Origin of the sequence: Pedobacter puniceum (genome assembly GCF_009674685.1) — a bacterium.
GTDB lineage: Bacteria > Bacteroidota > Bacteroidia > Sphingobacteriales > Sphingobacteriaceae > Pseudopedobacter > Pseudopedobacter puniceum.
Genome location: NZ_WKJI01000001.1, coordinates 156,444 through 181,970, shown reverse-complemented (window position 1 = coordinate 181,970; position 25,527 = coordinate 156,444). Strand labels below are relative to the sequence as shown.

The window sequence follows — 25,527 nt, the reverse complement described above, 5'->3', positions numbered from 1 at the left end:
TTGAGGTTTATTATAATTTGGCGCCTAAAGTTCTCCCTGTTGTTGATTTATCTGACAAGCCAGACCCTGGCTTAAGATTGAAATTAAAAGAAGAGCTGTCTATAAAATCGGGTTTAATTTGATAGATATTTTTACCTGCCACTGTGCCGTAAAAAGAGTCTATCCTACCAGAATTATAGAAATTACAATAATCTACTTTAATATCATCCCACCTAAATTCTCTAAACTCTAGAGAGCGACCGCCTTGCCCGCTATTCATGAAAATACTATTGGTAACCACAGCCTGTTGCGCACCAGATAAACGAACAACAGTACCTTGCTCTCTATTTTCTACTTCATTAAAAGTGCAATAATCTATAGTTACAAATGGCCCTAAAGTACTTTCATCATTTCCGCCACGGTATACATTTATGGCAGAGCCTAAAATATTGGTAAACACACAGTTTTTGATGATGGTATTTTCTACACCATATATCCCTTTGTCTTCTTTCTCCTCGGCCAAATTAATACCCATTCCAGAAATGTTTCTAAACAAAGAGTTGGTTATTAATAAGGTATCAGCAAAGGTACTTTTACTTGCTTTAAAGCCAGAAAAAGTGCTCTCGTTATAATCATAAAACTCACAACCATCTATTTTTACGTTGTAATGCTTATTCATGGCTTGGTCTGTAGAGCGTATACCACATTGTACATCGCCATAGCTTTCAAAATTTCCTTTAAAAGCTAAACCCTTTACAGCTAAAGAGCCCCCGTTAGCAATGGTAATAAAAGCCGGAAGGGTTTTAAAGCTGCTGCTTACTAAAATTGGTTTGCCTTTTAAAATCTTATCAGCTATTAAATGCAGCATTTTATCTAAAACTATTTCTTTGTCTACCTTATAAAAAGTAGCTTCTGTAAAGCAAATGGTATCACCCGAAATGGCATTTTCAATAATTTTATGAATTTGTTGGCTTTGAGCCGATGCTAAATTAAAAGTCTTATTAGCTCTTGATGGCCTAAACACTTCTTCAACATACCAGCTAGCTCCTGCTTGTGATTTTTGTACAAATGGTAGCTTTTTAATATCGGCACCATAATTTTTATGATAAGGAATGGATAAGGCATCCTTTTTATGTTGATTTACTTTTATAAGGGTAAAACCATCTGTTAATGAGGCTTTGTACAGGTTTACAACAGCGTTATTTTTAAGACTGATACCCCCATCTTTATTAGTATCATCTATTAAATTCCCTGTAGGATTTACCATTAAATTACTAGAAAACGCAACATTTTGAGGCGATAAAGTCCGCTCAGCATCTTTACCTGCACCAAACAAAACCGGACCACAATTGATAAAAGTATTACGCTCTATACTGGCATCTTTAACCTGATAATATCTGTTGATTAAAGAATTAGGAACACCGTTCATGACAGCTAAAGCAGAGCGAAAAGCTGTTCCTCTTAAATCTTTAAATACATTATTAAAAACTTTATGTCCAGGATTAATCACCCTAACTCCGCCAGTAAAAGGTTTGTTATTACCTAAAAATAAGTTCCCCTCAACTGTATTATTTGAGCCATGTCTTAATACCAATGAGCCCTCACACTCGTAAAAAGTATTAAAACTGATGTTATTCTCACCCGATTTGATAGAAACAATTTCTACTTCTCCATTGCACCTTTCAAAATAGTTATTGATGATTTGAGTGCGAGATGCCGTTAAAGAATATCGCGAAACACCTATCCTAATGGTTTCGCCGCCATTAGATCCAAAACGTTGCCTGCCCTTAAAATAATTAGCATCAATAAAATGGCAATTTTCCTGACTGCGTTCATCATTCAACTCGGCAATTATAACAGGTCCGGCACTTAGTTTATCCACAAAAGTACAATGGTCTACACGATTATGCTTTCCCCAAAAAACTACCCAAACATCATTTTTAAAACGCTCTGGCTGACTAAAATCTTCTATCACAGATTCTGTTAGTCGGCAGTGATTAGCCAATAAATCATGATTAATTCTAAAAGTTACCACCTCTCTTTGTGGGCTATAACCATTTTTGAAATGTAAACCTTTTAGGATTAAATGTTCGCCCGCAATACGTAAAAAAGATTGTCCGCTAATGATAATTTTTTTTGTATCCTTAGGCATAATCACAATAGGCTTTAAGGTAGTTCCTTTTCCAAAGACAGTTAAAGCAACATTCTTCCATTCTTGATTGACTAAGAATATGGTATCGCCTGGTTTAGCTTGTTTAACAGCCTTTTCTAAGGCATTTGCATCTTTAACTATTTTATTTTGTGCCCAAATGAAAGGGCTGTAAAACAGTATTAACAAGTATAAAATAATCTTCATGATGGAAAGGTTTAGGAAATGGTAAGGATATATTGGCTTCAAGCTTATATCCTAGAATGCTTTGAGGGCTTGTTTTTCCCTCAAAGCGATAAATATTTAAGAGAAACTTATACCTCCATTGATATCTATGTTGTTACCTGTAATGTAAGAAGACTCATCTGAAGCTAGATAAGCTACCAAATCTGCCACTTCTTCTGCCCTACCTTCTCTTTTAACAGCTGTTGCTGCTGCAACATTAGCCCTAACTTCTGGCTTAGTGAAACTATCATGAAAAGCAGTAGCTATCATACCAGGTGCTACAGCGTTTACACGAATACCTTTAGGGCCTAACTCTTTTGCTAATGCTCTGGTATAGGTCATGATAGCACCTTTAGAAGTTGCATAAGCACTTGCTCCTGGGCCGCCGCCATCTCTTCCGGCTAAAGAGGAAAAATTAATGATAGCAGAACCTGCCGGCATAAAAGGAATCACGTTTTTAACTGCTAAAAACACCGATTTTAGATTTAAACTCATTACAAAATCCCAGAAATCTTCATCCATTTCTAGGGTAGTTTTTCTGGCTACCAAACCACCAGCAACATTAACTAAGACATGAATTTCATCGCCATAGGTGGCTTTTGTTTCTGCTACTAATTGCTCTACTTCGGCAGCTTTTGTCATATCTGCTTTTACAATGATACCTTCGCCACCTACTTCTTTAACTAATCTTAAAGTTTCGTTGGCATTATCTTCATTACCTAAATAATTGATAACAACTTTTGCTCCCTCTTTTGCTAATTGTACAGAAACTGCTCTTCCAATATCTCTTGAACCGCCTGTGATAATGGCTACTTTATTTTTTAAACGCATGATATAATTTATTTAAGATTTTATTTTTTTGTTGTGATGTATTTAATGCTTATCCACGAAAGTGGAACTAAAACTGCTGCCAAGACAAAGAATGAAACATAACTTGTTTGTGTAATTACTGGAACTGCCCAGGTGGTTAACAAAGTACCAGCAACGGCTGCTGTCCCCCCCATACCGGCAACTACCCCTACATTTTTACCATTGAAATAATCACTAGGTAAGGTTTGTAAATTGCCTATGAGAAATTGAAAACCAAATAAGGTAGTACCTATTAAGAGCATAGCCAATGTTGGCATATCTTTTAAACTGCCTAAGAAATATAAAATAGCAGATAAAGAAATAATCATCACGAAACAGCCTATGGCAATGGCATATTTACGAGCATTTTCTGCCCTTAAACCTTTCTTAATCAATTGAGAGGAGTAATATCCACCTACCAAACTACCTATAGCAGCAAACAAATAAGGTAACCAAGTAAAAGCCCCTATTTGCTTAATATCAAACATAAATTGTTCTTTTAAAAAGGTTGGAAGCCATGTTACAAATAGCCACCATACAGGGTCTATGAAGAACCTAGCCATAATTATGCCCCAGGTACTTCTGTATTTCAGTAACTCTCTCCATGTTAAAACAGGAGCTTCTGCTACGCTAAGCTCTGCTTTTGAAGTTTCTGGCTGCGCCAATATATGTGCTCTTTCTTCTTCTGTTAACCATGGGTGTTTGTCTGGTGTTGCCTTATTAACTACCAACCAAGGCACTACCCATATAATACCTAAACCTGCTATTAATACAAAAGTTAATTTCCAGCCAAAAGCAATATAAAGTAGCGCAATAATAGGCGCAGATACTACCGAGCCTAAAGCAGCTCCTGCATTAAATATACCCTGTGCTATGGCTCTTTCTTTAGCCGGAAACCATTCGGCATTACTTTTTGTAGCACCTGGCCAGTTTCCTGCCTCGCTAAAACCTAACATAAACCTAAAGATGTTAAAAGACATCAAAGATTTAGCAAAAGCATGTAAGGCTATTGAAATACTCCATCCGATGATAGAAATAGTCATCCCTAAACGCGTACCAATAGCATCCATAAGCTTGCCCGTAAAAGTTTGCCCTAATGCATAGGCTATCATAAAAAAGGTAGTAATAAGTGCCAAAGCACTTTTATTATCAGCCTCGGCAATACCAAATTCTTCATAAATGTATGGCCATAAAATGTTTATAGCACTTCTATCTACATAATTAATAATGGTTGCAAGCCCAATTAAGGCTATGATATACCACCGCAATCCTTTTACTTTCATATTATTTTATTTTACTGATGGATACCTAATTCTTTAAGAAAATTCATGATAGCAGTATTAACTTCGGCGTTTTTCTCTTTAGAGAATTTACCATGTTCGCCCCCTTCTACCGTGATAAAGGTATTTTTTACACCCATTTCATCTAATTTTTTCTTAAGGTTTACAGATTGCTGATAGCTAACAACGGGGTCTGCATCGCCGTGTACAATAAATACTGGCGGACTATTCCTTTTAACATGATAAATGGGTGAAACAGACTGAACAAATACTGGATTTTTTATCTGATCTCCTAGCCACATGTTTAATGATTTGCTTGGCCAATCTCCTAGTTCTGCTATACCATATTTATTAATAATAGCCGCAACTTTAACATCTTTAAGCCCTTTGCAATTGGTATCAAAACGGGTATCATTACCTAATAAACCACCCATTAAAGCCAAATGGCCTCCGGCAGAACCGCCCATGATTACAATTTTGTTGATATCGATATTTAAAGCCTTGGCATTCTTAATCAAATAAATCAAGGCACATCTTGTATCTTCAACAGCAGCAGGTGCTGGTGCAACTTGCGATAAGCGATAGGCAATATTCGCAACGGCATATCCCTTCTTAAAAAAAGTATTGAAACCGGTCTGAGATTCTTTAGAACCTTTATTCCAACCGCCACCATGAATATTGATAACAACCGGACTTGGGCCTTTATCTTTTGGTGGCAGATATAAATCCATTTTACCTTCCCAGCCATTGGCTATGGTATACACAACATTAAGTTGCTCTGTATATCCTAGTGGATATTCTACTTTTTTGAATTCTGGCGTTTCTTGTGCTTTTGAAGTTAACCCCATCAATATCAAGCAGTAAAAGGCTATTATTTTTTTCATTTATTCTGATTTTTTTAAACTAAAAAATCTTCTCTGTGCGGACTAAATACATCTATCAACACACCAGGCTCTAAACATACGCAACCATGTATGGTATGTGGTTTTACGTAATAACCATCGCCTGTTCTAATGATCTTTTTCTCATCGCCTATGGTCATTTCGAAAGCACCGCTTTCTACATAAGTTACTTGCGCATGGTAATGCTGGTGTAAAGCGCCTACTGCACCTACCTCAAACTTTACTTTTACCATCATAACTTGCTTATCGTAACCATACATTTTTCTTTGTATGCCATTTCCTAAATCTTCCCAAGGGGTTTCGTTTTCAAATTGAAATGAATTGCTTTGCATTGTTTTTTTTGTAATTAATTGGTTTATTTAAATGTGATATAATTATTCTTATCCAGATAGTTAATGGTATAGATATAAGTTTTCCCTTTTAACTGAAAGCTTATTTGCGTTTGTCTTTCATCGCTATTTATCAAGGTTAAATTGCTAATGCCACTACCTGCTGCCGTGATAGTTTCATTTATAGGATCTACCCCGCCATGGGCTTCGGTAATACTCACAAAAGTTTGATTTTTTACAGCTTCTTGTGATAGCATAAAACCTTTGCCAGGGAAAAGGCTCATCTCTGGATCGTTAGCGCCAATGGCTAATTGCTTTACCACAAGTGCCTGCCCACTTGTGAAATGCGTGGTGTAAAATCTTTTATTATTCAAAATAGTGATAAAACCACCTTTAGCATCAAGGTTATTTTCAGCAGTTTTCCAGATATGTTGATAGCCATTTGCCTTGCCTAAAGCTCTTAAATTATCGGTAATTGCGTTTATTTTAAATGAAGCATTTACCAAATGACCGTTATACCAAAAAGGTAAATCGTACTGATGATTGTTAGCAGAATTCGCTCGGTATACATCAATCAAAAGAGCTTTATGAAGCTCTGGAAGTTTTACCAAAGCGGTAGTTCTATACAAATCAACATCAGCGTAAGCATGTGTTTCTTTAGCGCTTACCACTTGTAATTGAGGCTGATTACTAAAATATAAAAGCTCTGGATGCTGTTTTTCTCCCAATTCTTCTTTGGCTTGATAGTGTGAAGTTTCATCAACTACTAAAGTATTATGCGCTACCGTTTGCTTTGCCCAACTGGTGTTTTCTGGCAAATAATGCCCGCCTCTTTTAGATTCGATATTGATAAACCTAGCAGCTCCATAATCATTAAAAACTTCGGCATTATTATCGTAATACAAAATATTTAGCCTATCAAAATGGCCATGTCCCATACCCTGTGATGCTGCCTTAAAACTAAAGCTTGTTGGTCTTTATTCTCACCGACTCTTAAAATACCAACGCCCCCTTCATTACCGTTGCCACCATCTCTTATCCACTGAGATTGGTATTTGAACGGCTCGGTTTTACCAGCTGTTATAGCTTTAGCTACTTTTAAACCTGCATCAGAAACAATTACTTTTCCTTGTTTTTGAGCAATTTCTAACAGATGATTTTCTTCTTTTATATCCGCGTAAGCGAGATTTAAGCCATAAACCAACTCTATAGATTCATAAGTTTTATCTTTAATAGCATCGTTAAAAGGGAATAAAACGCCGTTGGTATAAGTAAGCTGTAAAGATGTATTGATGGCTTTTGCTAGCAATTTATCTCGGTACTCAAAAATATTTAGCTGAGGCTGATAATTATTAATCGCTTTTGCAAAAAGGATAAACGGCAACAAAGCATAGCGCTGATAATAAGGCCCTTCCATATAATAACCATCTGGAGAGAACAATTGATTGATTTGTGCTAAATAGCCGGTTTTACCATCTTTTTTAGAACCTTTTATTGCCATTTCTACATAATCAGGCTGATTTAAGACATAACCGGTCATCCCTACCGCAGCAACATTCCAAGTGCCATGGTTATGAATTTTATTGAAAGTTTCATAGCTATCTACCGTTAAAAATTTAAGGATAGGCATGAAAAGATTTTGCTCTATTTGCTGGCGTTCTTTTGTTGTTAAGGCATTGTAAACCAAATCATAGCCTTGTATCACATACACCTGCCAAACACAATCATTTAAACCTTGCCAAAATATTTTCCCTGCCGGATGATTTGGCTTCCTCTTTGGATGTAAAGGCCATTTCTGGTATTGTGAAGCATAATTGAGCAAGATATCTCTCACATAATTGGCATATTTTTTATCCTGAGAGATTTGATAAGCAACTCCGCAGTTTAAAATATTGATATAATTTCTTTTATGCTGCTCATGTGTAACTCCGCCCCCTCCATCAGTTGGAATAGGTACGTTTAACGGCGATTTCAGAGCTAAATCTGCCTCGGTTTTAAGTGCTTCATAAGATGTTTGAAGTAATGGATATTGCTGAACGCCATTTCTTATTTCTGGTAATTGAGCCTCTGTAAGCATTAAAGAAGGGTGCTTTTGCGCAAAGCTATTTAGGCTAAAAATGAGGCAAAAAATTACAATTACCACTGTTTTTAAGTAGTTCATAAATGAAAATCAATATGTTAATTTATTATTGGTTTTATCCTTATAACAGGTTATAATGCTGCTTGCTTCATGATATGTTGCGTTGCAAAACCAGCCTTGCTAATCTGCCAAATCTCATCTAAATGCGCTGCCATAGCCTGTTCTGCCATACCAACATCCTGCTTTTCTATAGCTTCTAACACTTTCCGATGTTCTGCTATAGCTTTTTTGCCTCGGTTTTCTCCACAAATTTTGCTTTCTACGATATTCTTAATCAAATCAGGAATAAGAATTAATATCATAGATTCTACAACGGAATTTTTAGAAGCTTTAGCTATCTTGATATGAAAAATCATATCCTCCTCCACTGCATTATCTGCACCACTGCTTAGTTTATTTTCATAATCTTCTAAAGCCGATTTAATTTCCTCTACATCTTCTTCGCTTCTTCTTTCCGCAGCTAATTTTACCGCAGTTAGTTCTAAATGATATCTAGCTTCTATTAAGGCATTAAAATCATCCTTATTAAATTTGATGATATCAGAAATGATATTATCAATAACGTTGATGCTGAGCCCAGAAACATAAGTACCGCTTTGCGGATTAGTTTTTAAAAGCCCATAAAATTCTAGTTTTAAAATAGCCTCTCTTACATAACTTCTGCCTACACCAAAACTTTCTGATAAAACTCTTTCTGCTGGTAACCTATCTCCAGGTTTTAACTGACCAGAGGTTATCAAGTGCTTTAACTGCCCGATGATTTTATCAACCGGGGATTCTAATTTTATGCTTTTTTTGGTTTCTGTAAGCTGACTCATTTACAAAAAATTGGTTAACCAAATATAGTTTTTAAAATTGGTTAACCAAATTTTAATTTAAATTTTAGTAATAAAGGCCTTTGCATTTCTACAAAGGCCTTGTATACACTAACTATTATGGATTTTATTTTACAAATTTTTGGGTTACAACTTTACCATCTACTTGGCAAGCAGCGAAATATACCCCCGAGTTTAAGTTCAGCATAGATAAAGGCACAAGATTTGAACCCTCTTTAAGCAGCAAATCTTGTTTAGCTACTCTTCTGCCAGATAAATCATAAATGATTAAAGAACCATTAGTATTTTTCTGAGTATTTATTTCAAACTTAACCTGATGAGTATCTTGACCACCTAAATATTTAAGTGCTAATTCTTCGGTAGAAGCTAAAGAAGCTGCTTGAATATCAGAGTACTCAAACTTACCGTCAAAATCTACTTGTTTTAAACGGTAGTAGTTAGTGCCACTTGCAGGATTGTTATCAATAAAACTGTAGTTTAAGACAGAAGAACTATTACCTGCTCCTTTTCTCTCACCAATTTTAACAAAATCGGTTCCGTTTACAGAACGCTCTATCTCAAAATGCGAGTTATTACTTTCTGAAGCAGTAGACCAAGCTAATTGTATTTGATTATTGCTTTTTCTAGCAGTAAATGATGTTAAGGATACTGGTAATACTACTAAACTAGGTAAGGTATTGTTATAAGCGAAATTATCTATAATAAAATTAGCATTATCTGTAGTACCATTACTAAAAATTGCAAAAGCATTTAACCTATTTAGAGCAGGAAAATCAGGATTGGTTTGACCAAAGTTTGGATTATCAGCAGCTAAAAGTAGCTGATTATTACCAAACCAAATATGGTAAGAACGAGGAGCAATGGTATAATTAGTGTTAGCAATAGTATATTGAACACTATTATTAGAAGCATTACACAATAATCTTAGTCTACCGACTGTACTATTATTAATAGCACTTATGCTAGGGTTTAAGCTGGTACTTAAAGTAGTTTGTGCTATAGCTCCACCACCTGAAGGATAATTAGAAACTCTTAAAGAATGATTGGGTGAGGCAAAATTTAATCTAACATAAGTAAAAATAGTATCAGCAATATCAGTATTTGAATTGTCACTAAAAAAATTATCCACTAATGAAGGTGCAACGCCATCTGCACCAACGCAAACGAAAAAGTTTCCAGTTGCACCAGATATAACTTGGAAATCAAATGCTAAATCAAAATAGCGAGACTGAGATGGAATTCCGTAAATACTAAATTTAGTTCCAGAACCACTGCCTGCACTGTAAGTTCGTAAAGCAGATCCTGAAATAAAACTTGCCCCAGAGTTCACCATTTCAAAATATCCCAATGGGTTTGCCACATGCCTTAATCTTGCAATAAAAGTAGTAGTATTATTATCACTAGGATTGGGTCTTGGTAGAAAAGAGTTTGTGGTATTGGATGTAATGGTTGCCGTAGTAGTACCCGTAGCAGTACCAAAATCATAAGTCCATGGCTGTGCATGAGCACTAGCTAAAAAACCTAGCAATAAAATAAAAAGTAAAATTTTCTTCATAAAATTGAGTTTAAATGTAAGTTTATAATCAAGGAAGTTTATTACTATAAATAAAATCATCAACAATAACAGCTGCTTTATCTTTTGCATTGTTAAAGAATAAACCAAAAGCATTTAAGACTACTTCTTTAGAGCTTGCTTGGTAAGCTCCGAAATTACCATCAGTAGCTGCCTTCAAAATTTGCGTACCATTTATCCATACATGATATTTTTGTGGCTCTATGGTATAGCTTGAACCATTTTTCTTATAAGTGGTGGTATTAGAGCTATTATTACATAATATTTGTACCTGATAATCTTTACCATTTTCTAATGCTAGAACTGGATTCAACTTAGCATTAACACCCAAATAGGATGTACCTTCTAAGTAACGTACTGAATGGTTTATGGGGCTTGCTTTCAAATCAAACCTAAAACCAGTAAATACTTTATCCTTTTCTTGATTTACATTGCTATTATTAGAAAAGAATGATCCCTCCGCCATATGATTTCCAATTCCAATAAAAAAATTACCGCTTGTACCAGACTCAAATCTCAGCTTGAAACTTAAATCTAGAACATTAGTTCCTGGGAAATCATAGATTGAAAACTTGGTGCCAGCGCCTATTGCTGACCCATTAATTCTTAGGGCAGAGCCACCAGCATTTTGAACATATTCTCCGTAACCTATACTATCTATGTACCTAAAACGGGCTACTCCACCAGATTCAGGTTTTAATAGATTACTTTTTGAAGATGTTGATACTGCCGTAGCATTAAAAACACCTTTCTGACTGCCAAAGTTGTAGCTCCAGGGTTGTGCTTTCAATGTTAAACCTAACATCAAGGCTAAAACTGTAGTAAAAATTGATTTCATATAATGATTAATTGGTTTGCTAATAACAGCCATCAAACACATATCAAGAGTGTCTTAATTTAGGAGAAATGAAATGTAATTTGGTTCGGCTTTTCTCAAATATGAGACATATTATCTCGAAAAAAATCAGTCATCTTAGCAAAGGATTAGCTCATTTTAACATCTTTATCATCAAGAACTTACCAATTAAAGAATCATAAATACGAATCCTATTTAAGAAGATAGGATAAAAGAGATAGATATAAAAGCAAAAGAGTTAGCCTAAGCTAACTCCCTTGTTTAAATTCTAATTCGCTGTTTAATAAATAAGCACCAGAGGTAACTAGCAAATCGCCTATTTCTAGGCCTTCTTTAATTTCAATCTGACTATTGTTTTCTACTCCGGTAATTACTTCTTTTTGGGTATAAGTGTTTTTTCCGGTTTTTAACCAAACTACATTTGTTTTACCGTTTCTTATCACAGCTTTTATAGGTACTGATATATTTGCTGATGCTTTCCCTTTGAACTTTACATAAGCTAGCATTCCTGGTTTCAGTTGCAAATCTTTGTTAGCTACATTAATCCTAATCAAATTCACCCTGCTACTGGCACTAATTTCTGGGTTTTGAAAATCAACACGACCTATAATTTCTTTTTCAGGAAAATCAGGAATATTCACTTTTACTGCTTGTTGTAAATTAACTTGTGCTAATTGTGATGAATATAATTGAGCTTCTGCCCATAAATTAGATAAATCTGCTAGTTTCAAAATCAAAGAGCCTTCCATTACATAATCTCCCTCTGTTACCATAAGCTCTGTAATGTAGCCTGATTTTTTACTATAAAAAGAAGTAAACTTATCTATCTTCTTTTGTTGGGCCAAGGTTTTAATCTGTTGCTCTGTCATCCCCCATAGTACTAGTTTTTGCTTTGCGCTTTGCAACAAACGACCATAATCTATCAAGCCATTTTTAAACTCTTGTTGCTTCTCTAAAGCTGCCAGATATTCTTGTTTAGCACTATTTAACTCTTCACTATAAATATCCATTAATTTAGATCCAGCAGAAACAAAATCGCCCATATTCTTAACATACAAACGTTCTATCCTACCTCCAACTCTGGCACTTATTGCTTCTTGTAAATTTTCGTCGGTACTTAAAGTTGCAGTAACTGTAAACTCTGCATTAACGCCACCAGCTTTAACAGTATCGGTTTGGATATTTCCCAACTGAATTTGTTGGTCGCTCAACATCAACTCGTTCACTTTCTTACTTGAATTCTTTTGTACTGCAATTAAATCCATTTTACAAATGGCACAAGTACCAGGTTCTGGCTCCATAATCTGCGGATGCATAGAGCAGGTATAATAAGTATTGCTGTCTGCTGTAGTTTTTTTATCGCCACTACAGGCATTTACCACAAGCAAAACAGCTAGCGAAATCAATTTTAATATTTTCATCTTATGGTTTAATTGCGATAAAACTTTCACTATCTATTAAATATTGAGCATTTACTGCTACCTCATCCTTAGCACTTAAGCCTTTTAAAACCTGAACTTTAGCATTCCCACGATAACCAGTTTCCACTTGATGCACTTTAAAACCAGCGGCTGTTTTCAACATTACAACCTCATGTAGCCCTAAACTAATCACAGCACTTTCTGGCAACCAATTACCAGATAAAGTTTCTGCTTTAATTTTAGCCTTCACCTGCGCTCCTACAGGTAAATGTTGATTAGGGTTATCGATATTTATCCTCGCTTTGATAGTTTTAGCTCCTTCTCTAAAAAAGGGCTCAATAAAATTTATCTTAGCTTGGATTTCCTTATCAGGATGTGTTTCTACCGTGAGGCTTACTTGCGAACCTACTTTCACCATCTTTTGCTGATGCGTATAAACATCAACCAACACCCATAAATGCTCTGGATTATAAACCTTAAAAAGTATATCTCCTTTATTAACATACATACCCTCTCTAAGCTGTAGCTGAGTGGTATTCATATTAAGCTGCATACCTTGCTCTTCCTCATTAACATCATGGATATGCCCTGTATAAGAACTATAAACCGGCAATGTAAAATTGCTTTTCTTTGTTTTAATGATTTGATTAATTTGCTGTGCAGATACACCTAATAGCTGTAATTTTTGTTTAGCAGCTTGAATTAAGATATCATTTCCGGCATCATTTTTCACTAAGAATAGTAGTTCTTCTTGTGCGGTAAGCATCTCCGGACTGTAAAGTTCTAGTACTTTTTGCCCATTATTTACATCTTGATAATTATATTTCAAATACATTTTCTCAATTCTACCGCCAAATCTTGCTGCTACGGTACCTGTATAATTATCATTATAAGCTGTAAAGCCTAAAGCATCAATAGTTATTTCTTCTTCACTTTCGCTGATTTTAGTTAAGCCTATTTTAGAAACTACCAAATTATTGGTAGGCTGTAATAAGCTTTCTAAACTTACATCTTTTACCTGCTCTGCCTCGGTAAGTTTAGGCACCAAATCCATTTTGCAAATTGGGCAACTTCCAAATTCATCCTCAATAATTTCTGGATGCATAGGGCAAGTATATTGCGTGGTATGTTCATGTGCTTTTTTATCTGCAAAAAATTCACAAGAAGAAAAAAATGCTAAAAGCAAAATCATCAACACATAAACACCTTTTTTATCTTTTAAATTCACCATTTTAAAATCTTTCATATGTTTAATGGTTTATTTTAACTCTAAAATCCTATCTAACTCTATTTGCATCATGAGGTACTCCTTTTGCAAATCGATATAGTTAAGCTGAGTCATGTTTAAGCTTTCCCAGGCATCAAACAACATAAATAGTTCTGCTGTATTTTGCTCATAAGCCAGTTGTAAACTTTGGTAGTTTTTCTTTAAAGCAGGAATTATTTGCTGTTCAAAAAGTTTAAGCTGTTTTTCTTTGGTTTGCAAATCGTTTACTTTTCCAAAAGCTCTTCCTCTTATCTCACTTAAAAGCATATCTTTTTCTTGCCTTAAAGCCTCAGAGCGCCATTTTAAACCTTCAATATTTGCCCTTTCAGATTTGGTAGACCAAGCCACAGGTATTTTAATCATCCCCATTAAAGAATATTGCATAGGCATGCCGCCAAAACCAAACATATGTTCGTAGCGTACACCAAACTCGGGCTTCAACATACTTTTCTCTACGGCTTGCTCTAAACCATTCAATACAATACTTTGCTCTATAGCTTTGATATCACTTCTATGGTTGGCTAAGGTTGTGCTATCATAAAGGGATGATTGATATTGCTTTTGAGGATAAACCGTATCGATATCAAAATTAGATAGCTTATTGCGGTTCATTAAGGTGTTCAGCATAATTCTATTCTGCTTGATATCGTTCTGCAACATCAACTGCATATTTTCTATATTGGCCAAAGCGGCTTTTGCTTTATAATAAGTATTTAACTTTTCTAAACCATTTTTATATCTGATTTCGGTACTCCTAATCATAAAGCTTAGCAATTGCTGATTTTGCTCCAGAACCTTAGCTTTTTCTTTTGCTAATTTCCACTCCACAAAGTTTTGCTTTGCCAAGCTAAACAAATTAAAAGCAACACCTTTTTTGTTTTCTAGCTCTACAGAAGATGCTGTTTCCATCAGTTTTGCATTGGCGTTAAGGTTACTTTTATTAGGAAACATTTGCTCTAAACTGATGGCATATTGGCCCATTCCTGTGCTTCCATCCATTCCTCTTCTCCACATAGAAGTATTGTAAGGCACCATCCATAAGCCGGTTCCTAACTGCGGACTTTCCCAATCTTTAGCGCCTTTTGCCATCTCATCCATAGATTTGATTTCGGCATCGTACATCTTCAACTGTGGGTTTTGCTGCTCTATCTGCTTCAAAATAGTTGCTAAGTCTAACTTTTCTTGTGCTTTTACAACAATCACCTGTAAAAGCAGCACTAGCATCATTAATCTTGTTTTCATCTTATTAAAATCTAGTGTTTAGCATCTAAAACTTCTATTTTACCATACTTCTTCAACTCGTACTCTTTAGTCATCAGAAATATTAATGGTGTAACTAATAATATATGTGTTGATGATGTTAACACCCCACCGACCATAGGTAGCACAATAGGAATCATCACATCGCTACCTACACCAGTGCTCCATAGGATGGGGATTAAACCAAACAGAGAAACGCAAACGGTCATGAGCTTTGGTCTTAAGCGTTTTGCTGCGCCAGCTATCACGTAAGTTCTTAAATCTTCTTTGGTAATGGTTTCTCTAGAGTTTCCTTTTAGTGCAACCAATTGCTGCATGGCATCATTCAGATAAATTACCATCACAATACCTGTTTCTACTGCTAAACCAAAAAGTGCTATAAAACCTACGGCCACCGCCACAGAAAGATTAACACCCCAAAAATAAACCATAAAAGCACCACCAATAAGGGCAAATGGAATAGATATCAAGCTAAAAAACGCTTCTCTTACCGAGTGGAAAGCGAAATACATACATAAAAAGATGATGATTAACACGATAGGAATAATCAATTTCATGGTACGCTCGCTACGGATAAGGTTTTCATACTGCCCACTCCATTCTATAAAATAACCTTTAGGTAATTGCCCTATCATGACATCTAGCTTCTCGCGAGCTTCTTCTACCGTACCTGCTAAATCTCTATCTCTTACATTAAATAAAACAGTCCCGCGTAGTAAAGCATTTTCTGAATTAATCATGGGTGGGCCTTCAGAAATCCCAATATCAGCTACAGCTTCTAAAGGAATTGGACCAAAATCCATGGTTTGTACTTGCAAACGTTTTAAATCTTGCAAGTTATCTCTAAAATCTTGGCCATAACGGGCATTTACAGAAAATCTTTGTCGGCCTTCAATAGTAGTTGTTAATTGCATACCACCCAAAGCACTTTCAACTACGGTATTTACATCATCCACACTTAAATTGTATCTGCTTATTTCATCCCTTTTAATGGTTATATCAATATATTTACCACCAGTAATAGGCTCAACGTATAAATCTTTAACCCCTTCTATACCTTGCAAATAGCTACGTATTTTTTGAGAGAAAGCATCAATAGTATCTAAATTTTGACCGTAAACTTTTACACCTACATCTGTTCTGATACCTGTAGAAAGCATATTGATACGGTTGATGATAGGCTGCGTCCAACCGTTAGTAACTCCGGGTATTTGCAACTTCGTATTCAACTCGTTGATGATATCATCTTTGGTAATACCAGAACGCCATTCGTGTTTAGGTTTAAGTAGGATAATCGTTTCTATCATACTGATAGGCGAATTATCTGTTGCTGTTTCGGCTCTTCCGGCTTTTCCTAAAACATAGCTAACCTCTGGCACAGATTTGATAATCTTATCCTGAACTTGTAGGATACGTTTGGCTTCGCCATTAGAAACATCAGGTAGCGTTACAGGCATAAATAAAATAGAGCCTTCATCTAGCGGAGGCATAAACTCTCTACCTAAGCTCCATAACATCGGCACACTAATTAATAAAGCCAGAATATTAACACCTAGTGTAGTTTTTCGCCAGTGTATACACTTGGTAATCAAGGGTTCGTACCAAGCTTCTAACTTCCTGTTAACCGGGTTTTCATTTTCGCTTCTGAACCTACCTTTCATAAAATAAGAGATGAGTACCGGCGCTAAAGTGAGCACCAAAATAGCATCTATCACTAAAATGAAAGTTTTGGTATAGGCTAAGGGGCCAAATAGTTTCCCTTCTTGTCCTGTTAATAGAAAAACGGGCAAAAAAGATGCGATGATGATAACGGTAGAAAAAAACACCCCTCTTGATACTTGCTTACAAGCATCGGCAATAATTTGCAAGCGGGTAGCTTCAGGAATAGGCGTGTAACCTAAATCTTCCTTTTTCTTATTGAATATATTTTTGATGAATCTTATCATGATTTTTGATGTTTTGGATTGTTTTGCCATTCAGACAATCGGCGATAAGCGTTTTCAGACATGATGATTCCATTATCCACAATAACACCAATAGCCAAAGCAATACCTGTTAAAGACATGATGTTAGATGAAATACCAAAAGCATTAAGTAATAAAAAGCTAAGAGCGATAGTTACCGGTATTTGTAGAATAATACTTAAAGCACTTCTCCAATGCATCAAGAAAATAATAACGATAATACACACCACTATAATTTCTTCTAACAATTTTACTTTGATGGTATAAATAGCCGCTTCTATTAAAGAACTTCTATCATAGGCAATATTAAACTTCACACCCTTTGGCAAACCCCTTTCTACTTCTTCCATTTTGGTTTTAACAGCAGCAATAACTTTATCGGCATTTTCTCCATAACGCATCACCACAATACCTCCAACAGCTTCGCCCTCGCCATTTTCATCAAAAATACCGAGTCTTAAATCGCCTCCCATTTGCACTGTACCAATGTCTTTTACCCTTACAGGGATACCTTTGTTATTGGCTATAGCGATGTTCTCTAAATCCTGCTTATTCTTTACATAACCTAAACCTCTAATGATGTAAGCCATATCGCTCATCTCGAACTTCCTCCCTCCAACATCATTATTATTTGCCTTTACCTTATTCATCACATCCATTAAAGAAAGGTTGTAGAACTGTAATTTTAAGGGGTCTATCACCAATTGGTATTGCTTCTCGAAACCACCAAAAGAGGCTACTTCTGCAACACCAGGTACGGTTTGTAAAGCCAGTTTGATATACCAATCTTGTAGTGCCCGTTGCTCGCCAAGGTCCATTTTACCGGCATCTAGTGTATACCAAAATATATGACCAACACCTGTTCCATCAGGGCCTAGTGTTGGGCTAACTCCTTCTGGTAATAATCGCTGTGCATAGTTTAATCGCTCTAATACCCGAGTACGAGCCCAATAAATATCCGTTTTATCATCAAAAATGATGTAAACAAAGCTCATCCCAAACATAGAACTTGCTCTAACATCTTTAACCTGAGGAATACCTTGTAAATTACTTACCAGAGGATAGGTAATTTGGTCTTCTATTACTTGCGGACTTCTACCCATCCATTCGGTAAATACAATCACCTGATTTTCTGATAAATCAGGGATGGCATCTATCGGATTTTCTTGTACAGCATATATCCCCCAGCCAAACAAACCTGCCGTTATCAGTAAAACGAAGAGCCTGTTTTTTAAAGAAAAATCTATAATTGCTGGTATCATCTTTTTTAGTGATTATGGTTATGATGAGTAGTATCGGTATGCATATGTGTGGTATCAGTTTCTACATCAGCCTGAGCTACTAAATCCATTTTACATTTTGGACATGTACCAGGCTCATTAGCAATTACTTCTGGATCCATTGGGCAAGTATAAACAGTGTTTTTATCTGCGGCAGCATCATTACTTTTAGTATTATTGCTACATGCAGTTACAACCATAACACCTAAAATCATTAAAATTAAAGCTATCTTTTTCATCATTAAAAAATTTAAAATCAACCCTTTACAGGGATATTATTGGTAAACAAAAAATTGAATTGTATAAGTTGGGGATATGCTTAAATTGGTAATAAACCAAAACTTACTTGAAGACTATAAAATAAATAGCCTCCATAAGTGTAAAGCAAAAGGGAAGAAAGATCAGATTCTGAAATTGCAGTTTTGTAGATAGATGGGAGATACAGCTCCTAATGGGGGTGCATGACTTTGATAAGCCAATACCACTTCTTGAGTGTTTACAACTTTAAAATCAAATACAGGGATTGGTGATAAAAGCGTAGCGAAAATTTTAGCCTCTAAAAATTTTGCAGAGCTTGATAAGTGACTGTCTTTAACTTTAAATGTTTCTACTTCATTTTGGCAGCAACCAGCATCTTTACTGGCCTTACTGGCTTTTAAGTATTTCTCCGAGGTTGTGAAAGTAACAGATTCTAGCTCGCCACAGCAATAAAATTTATTTACCGCTACTCCTAAAACAGAAAGCGAGTAAAGAAATATCAGCGTAAGCGTAAATAGTTTTTTCACGCCTCAAAGTTACGGTAATATTTTTCAAAAAAACAAAATGGCTTTATCATTACCGTATCACATTTGGCACAATAGCTGATACATCATACCCAAAACATTTAACTATGACACCAGAAAAATATAGAAAATGCATAGAAGCCTGCTTGGCTTGTGCTGTTGCTTGCAACCAATGTGCTACTTCATGCTTAAAAGAAGAAGATGTAGATATGATGGGAAATTGTATACAAACAGATTTAGAGTGTGCGGCTATTTGCCGGTCGGCAGCAGAGTTGATGAGCCTAAACAGCTCTTACAGCACTATTATCTGTAATATCTGTGCCGATGCTTGTGATAACTGCGCTCAAGAATGTGAAAAACACGCAGCAATGGGGATGGAGCATTGCCGCATTTGTGCTGAAGCTTGTCGAATTTGTGCTGATGAATGTGAAAAAATGGCTGCTTAGCCTTGTTTGCACTTAGCACAAATACCAGTGGCTATCAATTGCAGATTTTCTACTTGATATCCACTTGGCACTGTAATTTGAGGTAAAATACACTCATCTAAACAATATAAATGATTGCACTGGGTACAGTTAAAATGCAAATGATCATGATGGTGTTCCTTTGCATTACACTGGTGTGAGCACATGGCATAATTAGCTGTACCTTTATTATCAATTACTTTGTGGATGATACCTTTGTCTTCAAAAGTTTTAAGTGTTCTGTATAGCGTAACGCGATCTATTTCTTTACCTAATATGGCCTCTAAATCTGGCTGCGAAGTAGCCATCTCACGAGAAGTTAAAACCTTTAATACGCTTATGCGAGGTTGGGTTTTCTTTAAATCGTTCTCTTCTAGAAGCTTTATGAAGCTGTTGGCCATATCCAGTTGTGAATTTTGATTTCAAATATCTGAAATTAAAATAAAGGGTTTAAATTATTCGGGTACTTTTTCTTTTTTAATATTTTCTCCAAGATGATTGATAATATGCGGGGCGGTAAAACCATGCACTACAATGGATAGTAAGATGGTAAAAAACACGGCTGACCATATTTGATTTTCAAAGCTAAAATCTGCTTCTTTGAGGGCAAAAGACAAATAAAATATAGAGCCTATTCCTCTGATACCTAAAAAACTAATAGCCGTTTTCTCTTTTACATGAAATTTCATGTTATATAAACTTATATAAGCTGAAAGCGGCCTAATGAGGAATAAAAAGGCAAGGATACAAATAGCTATCTCCCAGCTAAGGTATTGTAAACCTTGTTGAACCAAAGAACCGCCTAATAATAAGAGTACAATGGCAATTAATACCCGTTCTGTTTGGTCTATAAAACTGTGTAAATGATCATGATAATCATCTTTTTTTTCTGAATGTCTAAATGTTATGGCACTTATAAAAACAGCCACAAAGCCATAAGCATGAAAAGCTTCTGTAATACCATAAACCAACAGTGTAAGTGCCAAGGCTAAAAAACCATCTTGCGTTTTTAAAAATTTAAAACGCTTACTTAAGTTAAAAATTAAATATCCGGTAAACTTACCCGCTAAATACCCTATGGCAATACCTGCCAAAATTTTATATATAAGCATAAAATAAAACCATTCTATTAAATTATCTTTCTCTCCTATCTGCATGAAAGCTACCGTAACGGCTAACCAGGTAAAAGGGAAAGCCAAGCCATCATTTAAACCTGCTTCTGCTGTTAAAGCAAATTTAGTTTCTGATTTATATTCCTCATTAGGCGGACCAACCTGTACATCTGAAGCCAAAACAGGGTCTGTTGGTGCTAAAACAGCGGCTAGTAAAATTGCGGAAGCTAAATCAAAATTTAAAACATAATATGCCAAAAAAGTTACTCCAAGCATACAAAGCAACATAGCAATGGTAACCAAGCGCAAGGGGGAAGCCCAGTTTTTGAGATTGAAAGGCCTATCTATTTTTATACCTGTACCCATTAAAGAAATGATAACAACCATTTCTGAAAGGTGTAAACTTATATCAGGATAAATTTTGGGATTGGTAAAGGGTAAATATTGTGGCCAGAAATAGTAAATAATAACTCCAAAAACTAAAAAATAAAGAGAATATGAAATTTTAGTTTTTGTTGTGATGGCGGGCATAAAAGTCATGATAAAAGCCGCAGCCCCTATCACTATTAACATCATCAGGTATTTATCCATGCCTGAGATGGTCAAAATTAGTACCAGCCTAATTATGCAGCCTTATTATCTGATTTTTTAGCGTATATAGCCCCTATAATAGGTGGTAAAGTGGTAAATAAACTGATTATTAAAATCACCCAACTGAAATTGTTTTTTACAAAATCTAAATTTCCAAAAAGATAGCCTAGAAACAAAAATCCAATAATCCAGATTAAAGCTCCGGTAACATTATAGTAAGAGAATTTGCTTATTGGCATTTTTATAACACCTGCTACAAAAGGTACAAATGTTCTTAATACCGGAAAAAACCTGCTAAATACCACAGATTTACCGCCATGCTTTAGAAAAAAAACTTGTGTTTTTTCATAATAGCTATATTTTAAAATCCTGTTTTCTGGCTTAAATACCTTAGGACCAAAGTAATTACCTAAAAAATAATTCACCTGATTACCCGCTATAGCTGCTATAATGAGTAATAATGCTAACAGGTAAATATTCAATCCGGTTCCGCCACCAGCAATTAAAGCCCCTGCGGCAAACAACAAGGGGTCGCCTGGTAAAAAAGGCGTCACTACAAAACCTGTTTCAGCAAAAATGATAATGAATAAAATAAGGTAAGTCCAGAACTGATAATTAGCGATAATCTCACTTAAATGCTTGTCTATATTAATGATAAAATCGAATACGTATAAGATAAATTCCACAGCTCTCTTACTAAAATAAGCGGCAAAAATAACTAAATAAAGGTATACACCTAATTACCTAATGAAATAGAATTGTAATTTTTAAGATTGTTTTATTTACCGATGTTATATAAACAATTCACACTTGTGGATGTTATTTCTACAACACTCTCATAAACAAAAGGATGTATATTCTAAACTTACTTATTGTTGCTCTTAGCCTCGGTTACTATCCTCTTCAATTTAGAGATTATAGAGAAATAATTTTATTAGCATCCCATAAGGAAGACCCAAAGTATATCAATCAATTACAAGTATTAAAAGCAGATGAAAAAGGTTTAGCAGAGAGAGACATTAAATTGAGTACTTATTTTTTTGATGAAGGCTTACCAAAAGATAAACTCAGGCTCATCACAAAACCCAATACTTTTACCCTTATTCTTGTAGGCAAAGATGGTGGAGAGAAATACCGCTCTTACCAATTAACCAGTCTAAATACGCTTTATAAAATCATTGATGTGATGCCTATGCGTAGAGCAGAAATGGGTAAATAAAATAGCTTTATTTCATCGTTCATCAATATTGAATTTTACTTCCTAAAACTTATTGATTTTTCTATCTTTGCGCCTTCAAAAATTTAAATTCATGAACCACCCAGTAAAAATCAAAAACGCCTTAATTTCAGTTTTTTATAAAGACAATTTAGAACCGGTAATTTTACAATTACAAAAATTAGGAGTAAACATTTACTCTACCGGAGGTACAGAAACCTTTATCAAGAACTTAGGTGTGGATGTTATCCCGGTAGAAGACCTAACTTCTTACCCTTCTATATTAGGTGGTAGAGTTAAAACTTTGCATCCAAAAGTGTTTGGAGGTATTTTAACCAGAAGAGCGCACAGTGGCGATCAAGAGCAAATTGCTCAATACGAAATCCCAGAGATAGATTTAGTAATTGTTGATTTATATCCTTTCGAGGAAACTGTGAAATCTGGTGCTCCAGAGCAAGATATTATTGAGAAAATAGACATCGGTGGTATTTCCTTAATCAGAGCTGCTGCAAAAAACCATAAAGATGTTGTCATCATCGCATCTAAAGATGACTATACTACACTAAATAACATCTTAGAAGCACAAAATGGAGAAACTAGCTTAGAACAACGTAAGGCTTTTGCAAGAAATGCTTTTAATGTTTCTTCTCATTATGACAGCGCAATTTTCAACTGGTTTAACCAAGGTGACGATGCGTTAACTGTATTTAAACAAAGTGAGCAAAAGGCAACTGTTTTACGTTATGGAGAAAACCCTCACCAAAAAGGTTACTTCTATGGCGATTTGGATGCTATGTTTGATAAATTAAATGGTAAAGAGCTTTCTTATAATAACTTGGTAGATGTTGATGCTGCTGTAGCTTTAATTGATGAGTTTACAGAACCTACTTTTGCCATCTTAAAACATACCAATGCTTGCGGTGTTGCTAGCAGACCAAATTTACTAGAGGCATGGAATGATGCTTTAGCCTGCGACCCAGTTTCTGCTTTTGGTGGTGTATTGATTTGTAATGGCGAGGTTGATGAAGCTACAGCTTTAGAAATCAACAAATTATTCTTCGAGGTTTTAATAGCACCAGCTTATTCTGCTGCTGCAGAACAGGTTTTAACAAGTAAGAAAAACAGAATCATCTTACGCAGAAAAGATGTTGCCTTACCTGGAAAACTATTTAAAACTTTATTAAACGGAGTTATAGAGCAAGACAAAGATAATACGGTTGAAGGCCCTGAGCTAATGACTGCCGTTACTACACAAAAACCAACAGCGCAAGAATTAAAAGACCTTTTCTTCGCTAATAAAGTAGTAAAACATACTAAATCTAATACTATTGTTTTTGCTAAAAACAACACATTAATTGCTAGTGGTGTGGGGCAAACTTCTAGGGTAGACTCTTTGAAACAAGCTGTTATTAAAGCCGAAAGCTTTGGCTTTTCTTTACAAGGCGCTGTTATGGCATCAGATGCTTTTTTCCCTTTCCCTGACTGTGTTGAACTAGCTGCTGAAGCTGGTATTACTGCAGTTTTACAACCTGGAGGTTCTATTAAAGATCAAGATTCTATAGATAAAGCTAATGAAAAAGGTATCGCCATGGTAACTACCGGAGTTCGCCATTTCAAGCATTAATGATTAATCCTTTCATAAGAAGAAAGCTATCTGTTAAAGGATGGCTTTTTTTATTTTAGAAGATTTTTTTTATCGAAAGAGGGTGGAAAGTAAAAATTCAAAATTAAAAATTCAAAATTAAAAAGAGCCTAAATAGTAGTAAAAAACTCTTTAAGCTCGTTTGTAACGAGTGCTTAAAATGGATTTTCGATTGTATCGATGATTTCTGAGAACTTTTTAAGAAAAAAACACCTAAGACTGGCTGCTACACCATTACCATTCTTAAAAACTACAAATAACCATTCATCAACCATTACAAAATGTACGCAAAAAAAATTTAGGTCGTTTACAATAAAATAGTCAAATTAGACTTATTATTAATACTATTTTTTTTGCACCTTTGCATCTTTATATTAAAACAATAAATGGGTTTATTCAACTGGTTTACACAGGAAATAGCAATCGATTTAGGTACTGCTAACACGCTAATTATACATAATGACAAAGTAGTTGTAGATGAGCCATCTATAGTTGCTTTTGATAGAACTACCAATAAAGTTATCGCCATAGGCAGACAAGCCATGCAAATGGAAGGTAAAACTCACGAAAACATCAAAACTGTTCGTCCGCTTAAAGACGGTGTAATTGCTGATTTTAACGCAGCTGAACACATGATTAGAGGAATGATAAAAATGATTAATGGTGGTAAAGGCTGGTTTTTCCCATCTTTAAGAATGGTCATTTGTATCCCTTCAGGTATTACTGAAGTTGAGAAAAGAGCTGTAAGAGACTCTGCAGAAATTGCAGGTGCTAAAGAGGTTTATCTTATTCACGAACCTATGGCTGCTGCTGTTGGTATTGGTATAGATGTAGAAGAACCAATGGGTAATATGATTATTGATATTGGCGGCGGTACTACAGAAATTGCAGTTATTGCACTTTCAGGTATTGTTTGTGATCAATCTATCCGTACAGCTGGAGACAATTTCGACTCTGATATTGTAAATTATATTCGCCGCCAACACAACATTATGATTGGTGAACGTACTGCAGAAAGAATTAAAATTGAAGTAGGTTCTGCCCTACCAGAGCTACAAGACCCACCTGCTGATTTTGCAGTTCAAGGTAGAGATTTAATGACGGGTGTACCTAAACAAATCACAGTTTCTTACACAGAAATTGCACATTGTCTAGATAAATCCATCTCTAAAATAGAGGAAGCTATTTTAAAAGCTTTAGAGATTACACCTCCAGAACTTTCTGCTGATATTTACCAAACAGGTATTTATTTAACAGGTGGTGGTGCTTTACTAAGAGGTTTAGACAAACGTATCAGCTCAAAAACTAAATTACCTGTTCACGTAGCTGATGATCCATTGAGAGCAGTTGTTAGAGGTACAGGCATTTCTCTAAAAAATATCCAGAACTTTAAGTTCTTAATGCAATAGT

At 35.4% G+C, this 25,527-nt stretch carries 24 protein-coding genes; 4 read left to right on the top strand and 20 right to left on the bottom strand.

The features are described from left to right. Nucleotides 1-10 precede the first annotated feature (10 nt). The 17 genes from GJJ64_RS00910 to GJJ64_RS00835 form a co-directional block, all read right to left on the bottom strand. Nucleotides 11-2,335 (bottom strand): chondroitinase-B domain-containing protein, encoded by a 2,325-nt coding sequence (locus tag GJJ64_RS00910; RefSeq protein WP_154285908.1) that lies wholly within the window; start codon nt 2,333-2,335, stop codon nt 11-13. Between the two features lie 96 nt (nt 2,336-2,431). Continuing rightward, a complete protein-coding gene (locus GJJ64_RS00905; protein ID WP_154285907.1) occupies nt 2,432-3,184 on the bottom strand; it encodes an SDR family NAD(P)-dependent oxidoreductase in 753 nt (250 codons plus the stop codon). Nucleotides 3,185-3,204: 20 nt separating this feature from the next. Next, entirely contained in the window at nt 3,205-4,485 is a 1,281-nt protein-coding gene (locus tag GJJ64_RS00900) for an MFS transporter (protein WP_154285906.1), read from the bottom strand. A gap of 11 nt (nt 4,486-4,496) precedes the next feature. After that, the gene (locus GJJ64_RS00895; RefSeq protein ID WP_154285905.1) at nt 4,497-5,366 is read right to left on the bottom strand and encodes an alpha/beta hydrolase; all 870 of its coding nucleotides are present in this window, start codon (nt 5,364-5,366) and stop codon (nt 4,497-4,499) included. Nucleotides 5,367-5,380: 14 nt separating this feature from the next. Further along, nucleotides 5,381-5,716 carry a cupin domain-containing protein gene (locus tag GJJ64_RS00890; protein WP_154285904.1) on the bottom strand — a complete coding sequence of 112 codons (336 nt, stop codon included), beginning with the start codon at nt 5,714-5,716 and terminating at the stop codon, nt 5,381-5,383. Nucleotides 5,717-5,739: 23 nt separating this feature from the next. Then, nucleotides 5,740-6,651 carry a heparinase II/III domain-containing protein gene (locus GJJ64_RS16880; protein ID WP_229655420.1) on the bottom strand — a complete coding sequence of 304 codons (912 nt, stop codon included), beginning with the start codon at nt 6,649-6,651 and terminating at the stop codon, nt 5,740-5,742. Further along, nucleotides 6,624-7,874: an alginate lyase family protein gene (locus tag GJJ64_RS16875; protein WP_229655419.1), complete on the bottom strand. Its 1,251-nt coding sequence runs from the start codon at nt 7,872-7,874 to the stop codon at nt 6,624-6,626. The genes GJJ64_RS16880 and GJJ64_RS16875 overlap by 28 nt, the downstream gene beginning before the upstream one ends. Before the next feature lie 50 nt (nt 7,875-7,924). Further along, on the bottom strand, nt 7,925-8,671 hold the full coding sequence (locus GJJ64_RS00880; RefSeq protein WP_154285903.1) for a FadR/GntR family transcriptional regulator: 747 nt from the start codon (nt 8,669-8,671) through the stop codon (nt 7,925-7,927). A gap of 124 nt (nt 8,672-8,795) precedes the next feature. Continuing rightward, nucleotides 8,796-10,244 (bottom strand): T9SS type A sorting domain-containing protein, encoded by a 1,449-nt coding sequence (locus tag GJJ64_RS00875; protein WP_195759197.1) that lies wholly within the window; start codon nt 10,242-10,244, stop codon nt 8,796-8,798. 28 nt (nt 10,245-10,272) lie between these two features. Beyond that, nucleotides 10,273-11,100, bottom strand: coding sequence for a hypothetical protein (locus GJJ64_RS00870; RefSeq protein ID WP_154285901.1), 828 nt, complete (start codon nt 11,098-11,100; stop codon nt 10,273-10,275). 266 nt (nt 11,101-11,366) lie between these two features. Next, complete coding sequence (locus tag GJJ64_RS00865; protein ID WP_154285900.1) at nt 11,367-12,539, bottom strand: efflux RND transporter periplasmic adaptor subunit; 1,173 nt, start codon at nt 12,537-12,539, stop codon at nt 11,367-11,369. A gap of 1 nt (nt 12,540) precedes the next feature. After that, nucleotides 12,541-13,785 (bottom strand): efflux RND transporter periplasmic adaptor subunit, encoded by a 1,245-nt coding sequence (locus GJJ64_RS00860; RefSeq protein ID WP_154285899.1) that lies wholly within the window; start codon nt 13,783-13,785, stop codon nt 12,541-12,543. A gap of 12 nt (nt 13,786-13,797) precedes the next feature. Then, on the bottom strand, nt 13,798-15,048 hold the full coding sequence (locus GJJ64_RS00855; protein ID WP_154285898.1) for a TolC family protein: 1,251 nt from the start codon (nt 15,046-15,048) through the stop codon (nt 13,798-13,800). A gap of 11 nt (nt 15,049-15,059) precedes the next feature. Then, nucleotides 15,060-17,012, bottom strand: coding sequence for an efflux RND transporter permease subunit (locus tag GJJ64_RS16980; protein ID WP_154285897.1), 1,953 nt, complete (start codon nt 17,010-17,012; stop codon nt 15,060-15,062). Beyond that, nucleotides 17,009-18,292, bottom strand: coding sequence for an efflux RND transporter permease subunit (locus GJJ64_RS16975; RefSeq protein ID WP_154285896.1), 1,284 nt, complete (start codon nt 18,290-18,292; stop codon nt 17,009-17,011). The genes GJJ64_RS16980 and GJJ64_RS16975 overlap by 4 nt, the downstream gene beginning before the upstream one ends. A 5-nt stretch (nt 18,293-18,297) precedes the next feature. Further along, nucleotides 18,298-18,552 (bottom strand): heavy metal-binding domain-containing protein, encoded by a 255-nt coding sequence (locus GJJ64_RS00840; protein ID WP_195759196.1) that lies wholly within the window; start codon nt 18,550-18,552, stop codon nt 18,298-18,300. 159 nt (nt 18,553-18,711) lie between these two features. Continuing rightward, complete coding sequence (locus tag GJJ64_RS00835; protein ID WP_154285894.1) at nt 18,712-19,095, bottom strand: HYC_CC_PP family protein; 384 nt, start codon at nt 19,093-19,095, stop codon at nt 18,712-18,714. Nucleotides 19,096-19,199: 104 nt separating this feature from the next. On the opposite strand from GJJ64_RS00835, the gene GJJ64_RS00830 reads away from it, so the two are divergent. Further along, nucleotides 19,200-19,538, top strand: coding sequence for a four-helix bundle copper-binding protein (locus GJJ64_RS00830; RefSeq protein WP_154285893.1), 339 nt, complete (start codon nt 19,200-19,202; stop codon nt 19,536-19,538). Here the strand turns inward: GJJ64_RS00830 and GJJ64_RS00825 are convergent. The 3 genes from GJJ64_RS00825 to GJJ64_RS00815 are packed head-to-tail and all read right to left on the bottom strand — an operon-like array spanning nt 19,535 to nt 21,945. Next, entirely contained in the window at nt 19,535-19,957 is a 423-nt protein-coding gene (locus GJJ64_RS00825; protein ID WP_154285892.1) for a Fur family transcriptional regulator, read from the bottom strand. The two genes, GJJ64_RS00830 and GJJ64_RS00825, sit on opposite strands and share 4 nt — an antisense overlap. 54 nt (nt 19,958-20,011) lie before the next feature. Then, nucleotides 20,012-21,259 (bottom strand): cation:proton antiporter, encoded by a 1,248-nt coding sequence (locus GJJ64_RS00820; RefSeq protein ID WP_154285891.1) that lies wholly within the window; start codon nt 21,257-21,259, stop codon nt 20,012-20,014. Between the two features lie 32 nt (nt 21,260-21,291). Beyond that, nucleotides 21,292-21,945, bottom strand: a complete 654-nt coding sequence (locus tag GJJ64_RS00815; protein WP_317162886.1) for a DedA family protein — start codon at nt 21,943-21,945, stop codon at nt 21,292-21,294. Nucleotides 21,946-22,109: 164 nt separating this feature from the next. On the opposite strand from GJJ64_RS00815, the gene GJJ64_RS00810 reads away from it, so the two are divergent. The 3 genes from GJJ64_RS00810 (at nt 22,110) to GJJ64_RS00800 (ending at nt 25,526) form a co-directional block, all read left to right on the top strand. Continuing rightward, on the top strand, nt 22,110-22,478 hold the full coding sequence (locus GJJ64_RS00810; protein ID WP_154285890.1) for a DUF4174 domain-containing protein: 369 nt from the start codon (nt 22,110-22,112) through the stop codon (nt 22,476-22,478). Nucleotides 22,479-22,569: 91 nt separating this feature from the next. Then, nucleotides 22,570-24,099 carry a bifunctional phosphoribosylaminoimidazolecarboxamide formyltransferase/IMP cyclohydrolase gene (gene purH, locus GJJ64_RS00805; protein ID WP_154285889.1) on the top strand — a complete coding sequence of 510 codons (1,530 nt, stop codon included), beginning with the start codon at nt 22,570-22,572 and terminating at the stop codon, nt 24,097-24,099. 404 nt (nt 24,100-24,503) lie between these two features. Next, entirely contained in the window at nt 24,504-25,526 is a 1,023-nt protein-coding gene (locus tag GJJ64_RS00800) for a rod shape-determining protein (RefSeq protein WP_026904572.1), read from the top strand. The last annotated feature ends 1 nt before the right edge of the window (nt 25,527 follow it).

Coding starts and splice junctions, on each gene's coding strand:
- GJJ64_RS00855 (WP_154285898.1), bottom strand. CDS start 15,048: ATGAAAACAAGATTAATGATGCTAGTGCTGCTTTTACAGGTGATTGTT.
- GJJ64_RS00900 (WP_154285906.1), bottom strand. CDS start 4,485: ATGAAAGTAAAAGGATTGCGGTGGTATATCATAGCCTTAATTGGGCTT.
- GJJ64_RS00830 (WP_154285893.1), top strand. CDS start 19,200: ATGACACCAGAAAAATATAGAAAATGCATAGAAGCCTGCTTGGCTTGT.
- GJJ64_RS16875 (WP_229655419.1), bottom strand. CDS start 7,874: ATGAACTACTTAAAAACAGTGGTAATTGTAATTTTTTGCCTCATTTTT.
- GJJ64_RS00825 (WP_154285892.1), bottom strand. CDS start 19,957: ATGGCCAACAGCTTCATAAAGCTTCTAGAAGAGAACGATTTAAAGAAA.
- GJJ64_RS00865 (WP_154285900.1), bottom strand. CDS start 12,539: ATGAAAATATTAAAATTGATTTCGCTAGCTGTTTTGCTTGTGGTAAAT.
- GJJ64_RS00840 (WP_195759196.1), bottom strand. CDS start 18,552: ATGATGAAAAAGATAGCTTTAATTTTAATGATTTTAGGTGTTATGGTT.
- GJJ64_RS00800 (WP_026904572.1), top strand. CDS start 24,504: ATGGGTTTATTCAACTGGTTTACACAGGAAATAGCAATCGATTTAGGT.
- GJJ64_RS00860 (WP_154285899.1), bottom strand. CDS start 13,785: ATGAAAGATTTTAAAATGGTGAATTTAAAAGATAAAAAAGGTGTTTAT.
- GJJ64_RS00895 (WP_154285905.1), bottom strand. CDS start 5,366: ATGAAAAAAATAATAGCCTTTTACTGCTTGATATTGATGGGGTTAACT.
- GJJ64_RS00870 (WP_154285901.1), bottom strand. CDS start 11,100: ATGAAATCAATTTTTACTACAGTTTTAGCCTTGATGTTAGGTTTAACA.
- GJJ64_RS00810 (WP_154285890.1), top strand. CDS start 22,110: ATGTATATTCTAAACTTACTTATTGTTGCTCTTAGCCTCGGTTACTAT.
- GJJ64_RS16980 (WP_154285897.1), bottom strand. CDS start 17,012: ATGATAAGATTCATCAAAAATATATTCAATAAGAAAAAGGAAGATTTA.
- GJJ64_RS00905 (WP_154285907.1), bottom strand. CDS start 3,184: ATGCGTTTAAAAAATAAAGTAGCCATTATCACAGGCGGTTCAAGAGAT.
- GJJ64_RS00875 (WP_195759197.1), bottom strand. CDS start 10,244: ATGAAGAAAATTTTACTTTTTATTTTATTGCTAGGTTTTTTAGCTAGT.
- GJJ64_RS00910 (WP_154285908.1), bottom strand. CDS start 2,335: ATGAAGATTATTTTATACTTGTTAATACTGTTTTACAGCCCTTTCATT.
- GJJ64_RS00890 (WP_154285904.1), bottom strand. CDS start 5,716: ATGCAAAGCAATTCATTTCAATTTGAAAACGAAACCCCTTGGGAAGAT.
- GJJ64_RS16880 (WP_229655420.1), bottom strand. CDS start 6,651: ATGGGACATGGCCATTTTGATAGGCTAAATATTTTGTATTACGATAAT.
- GJJ64_RS00880 (WP_154285903.1), bottom strand. CDS start 8,671: ATGAGTCAGCTTACAGAAACCAAAAAAAGCATAAAATTAGAATCCCCG.
- GJJ64_RS00820 (WP_154285891.1), bottom strand. CDS start 21,259: ATGGATAAATACCTGATGATGTTAATAGTGATAGGGGCTGCGGCTTTT.
- GJJ64_RS16975 (WP_154285896.1), bottom strand. CDS start 18,292: ATGATACCAGCAATTATAGATTTTTCTTTAAAAAACAGGCTCTTCGTT.
- purH (WP_154285889.1), top strand. CDS start 22,570: ATGAACCACCCAGTAAAAATCAAAAACGCCTTAATTTCAGTTTTTTAT.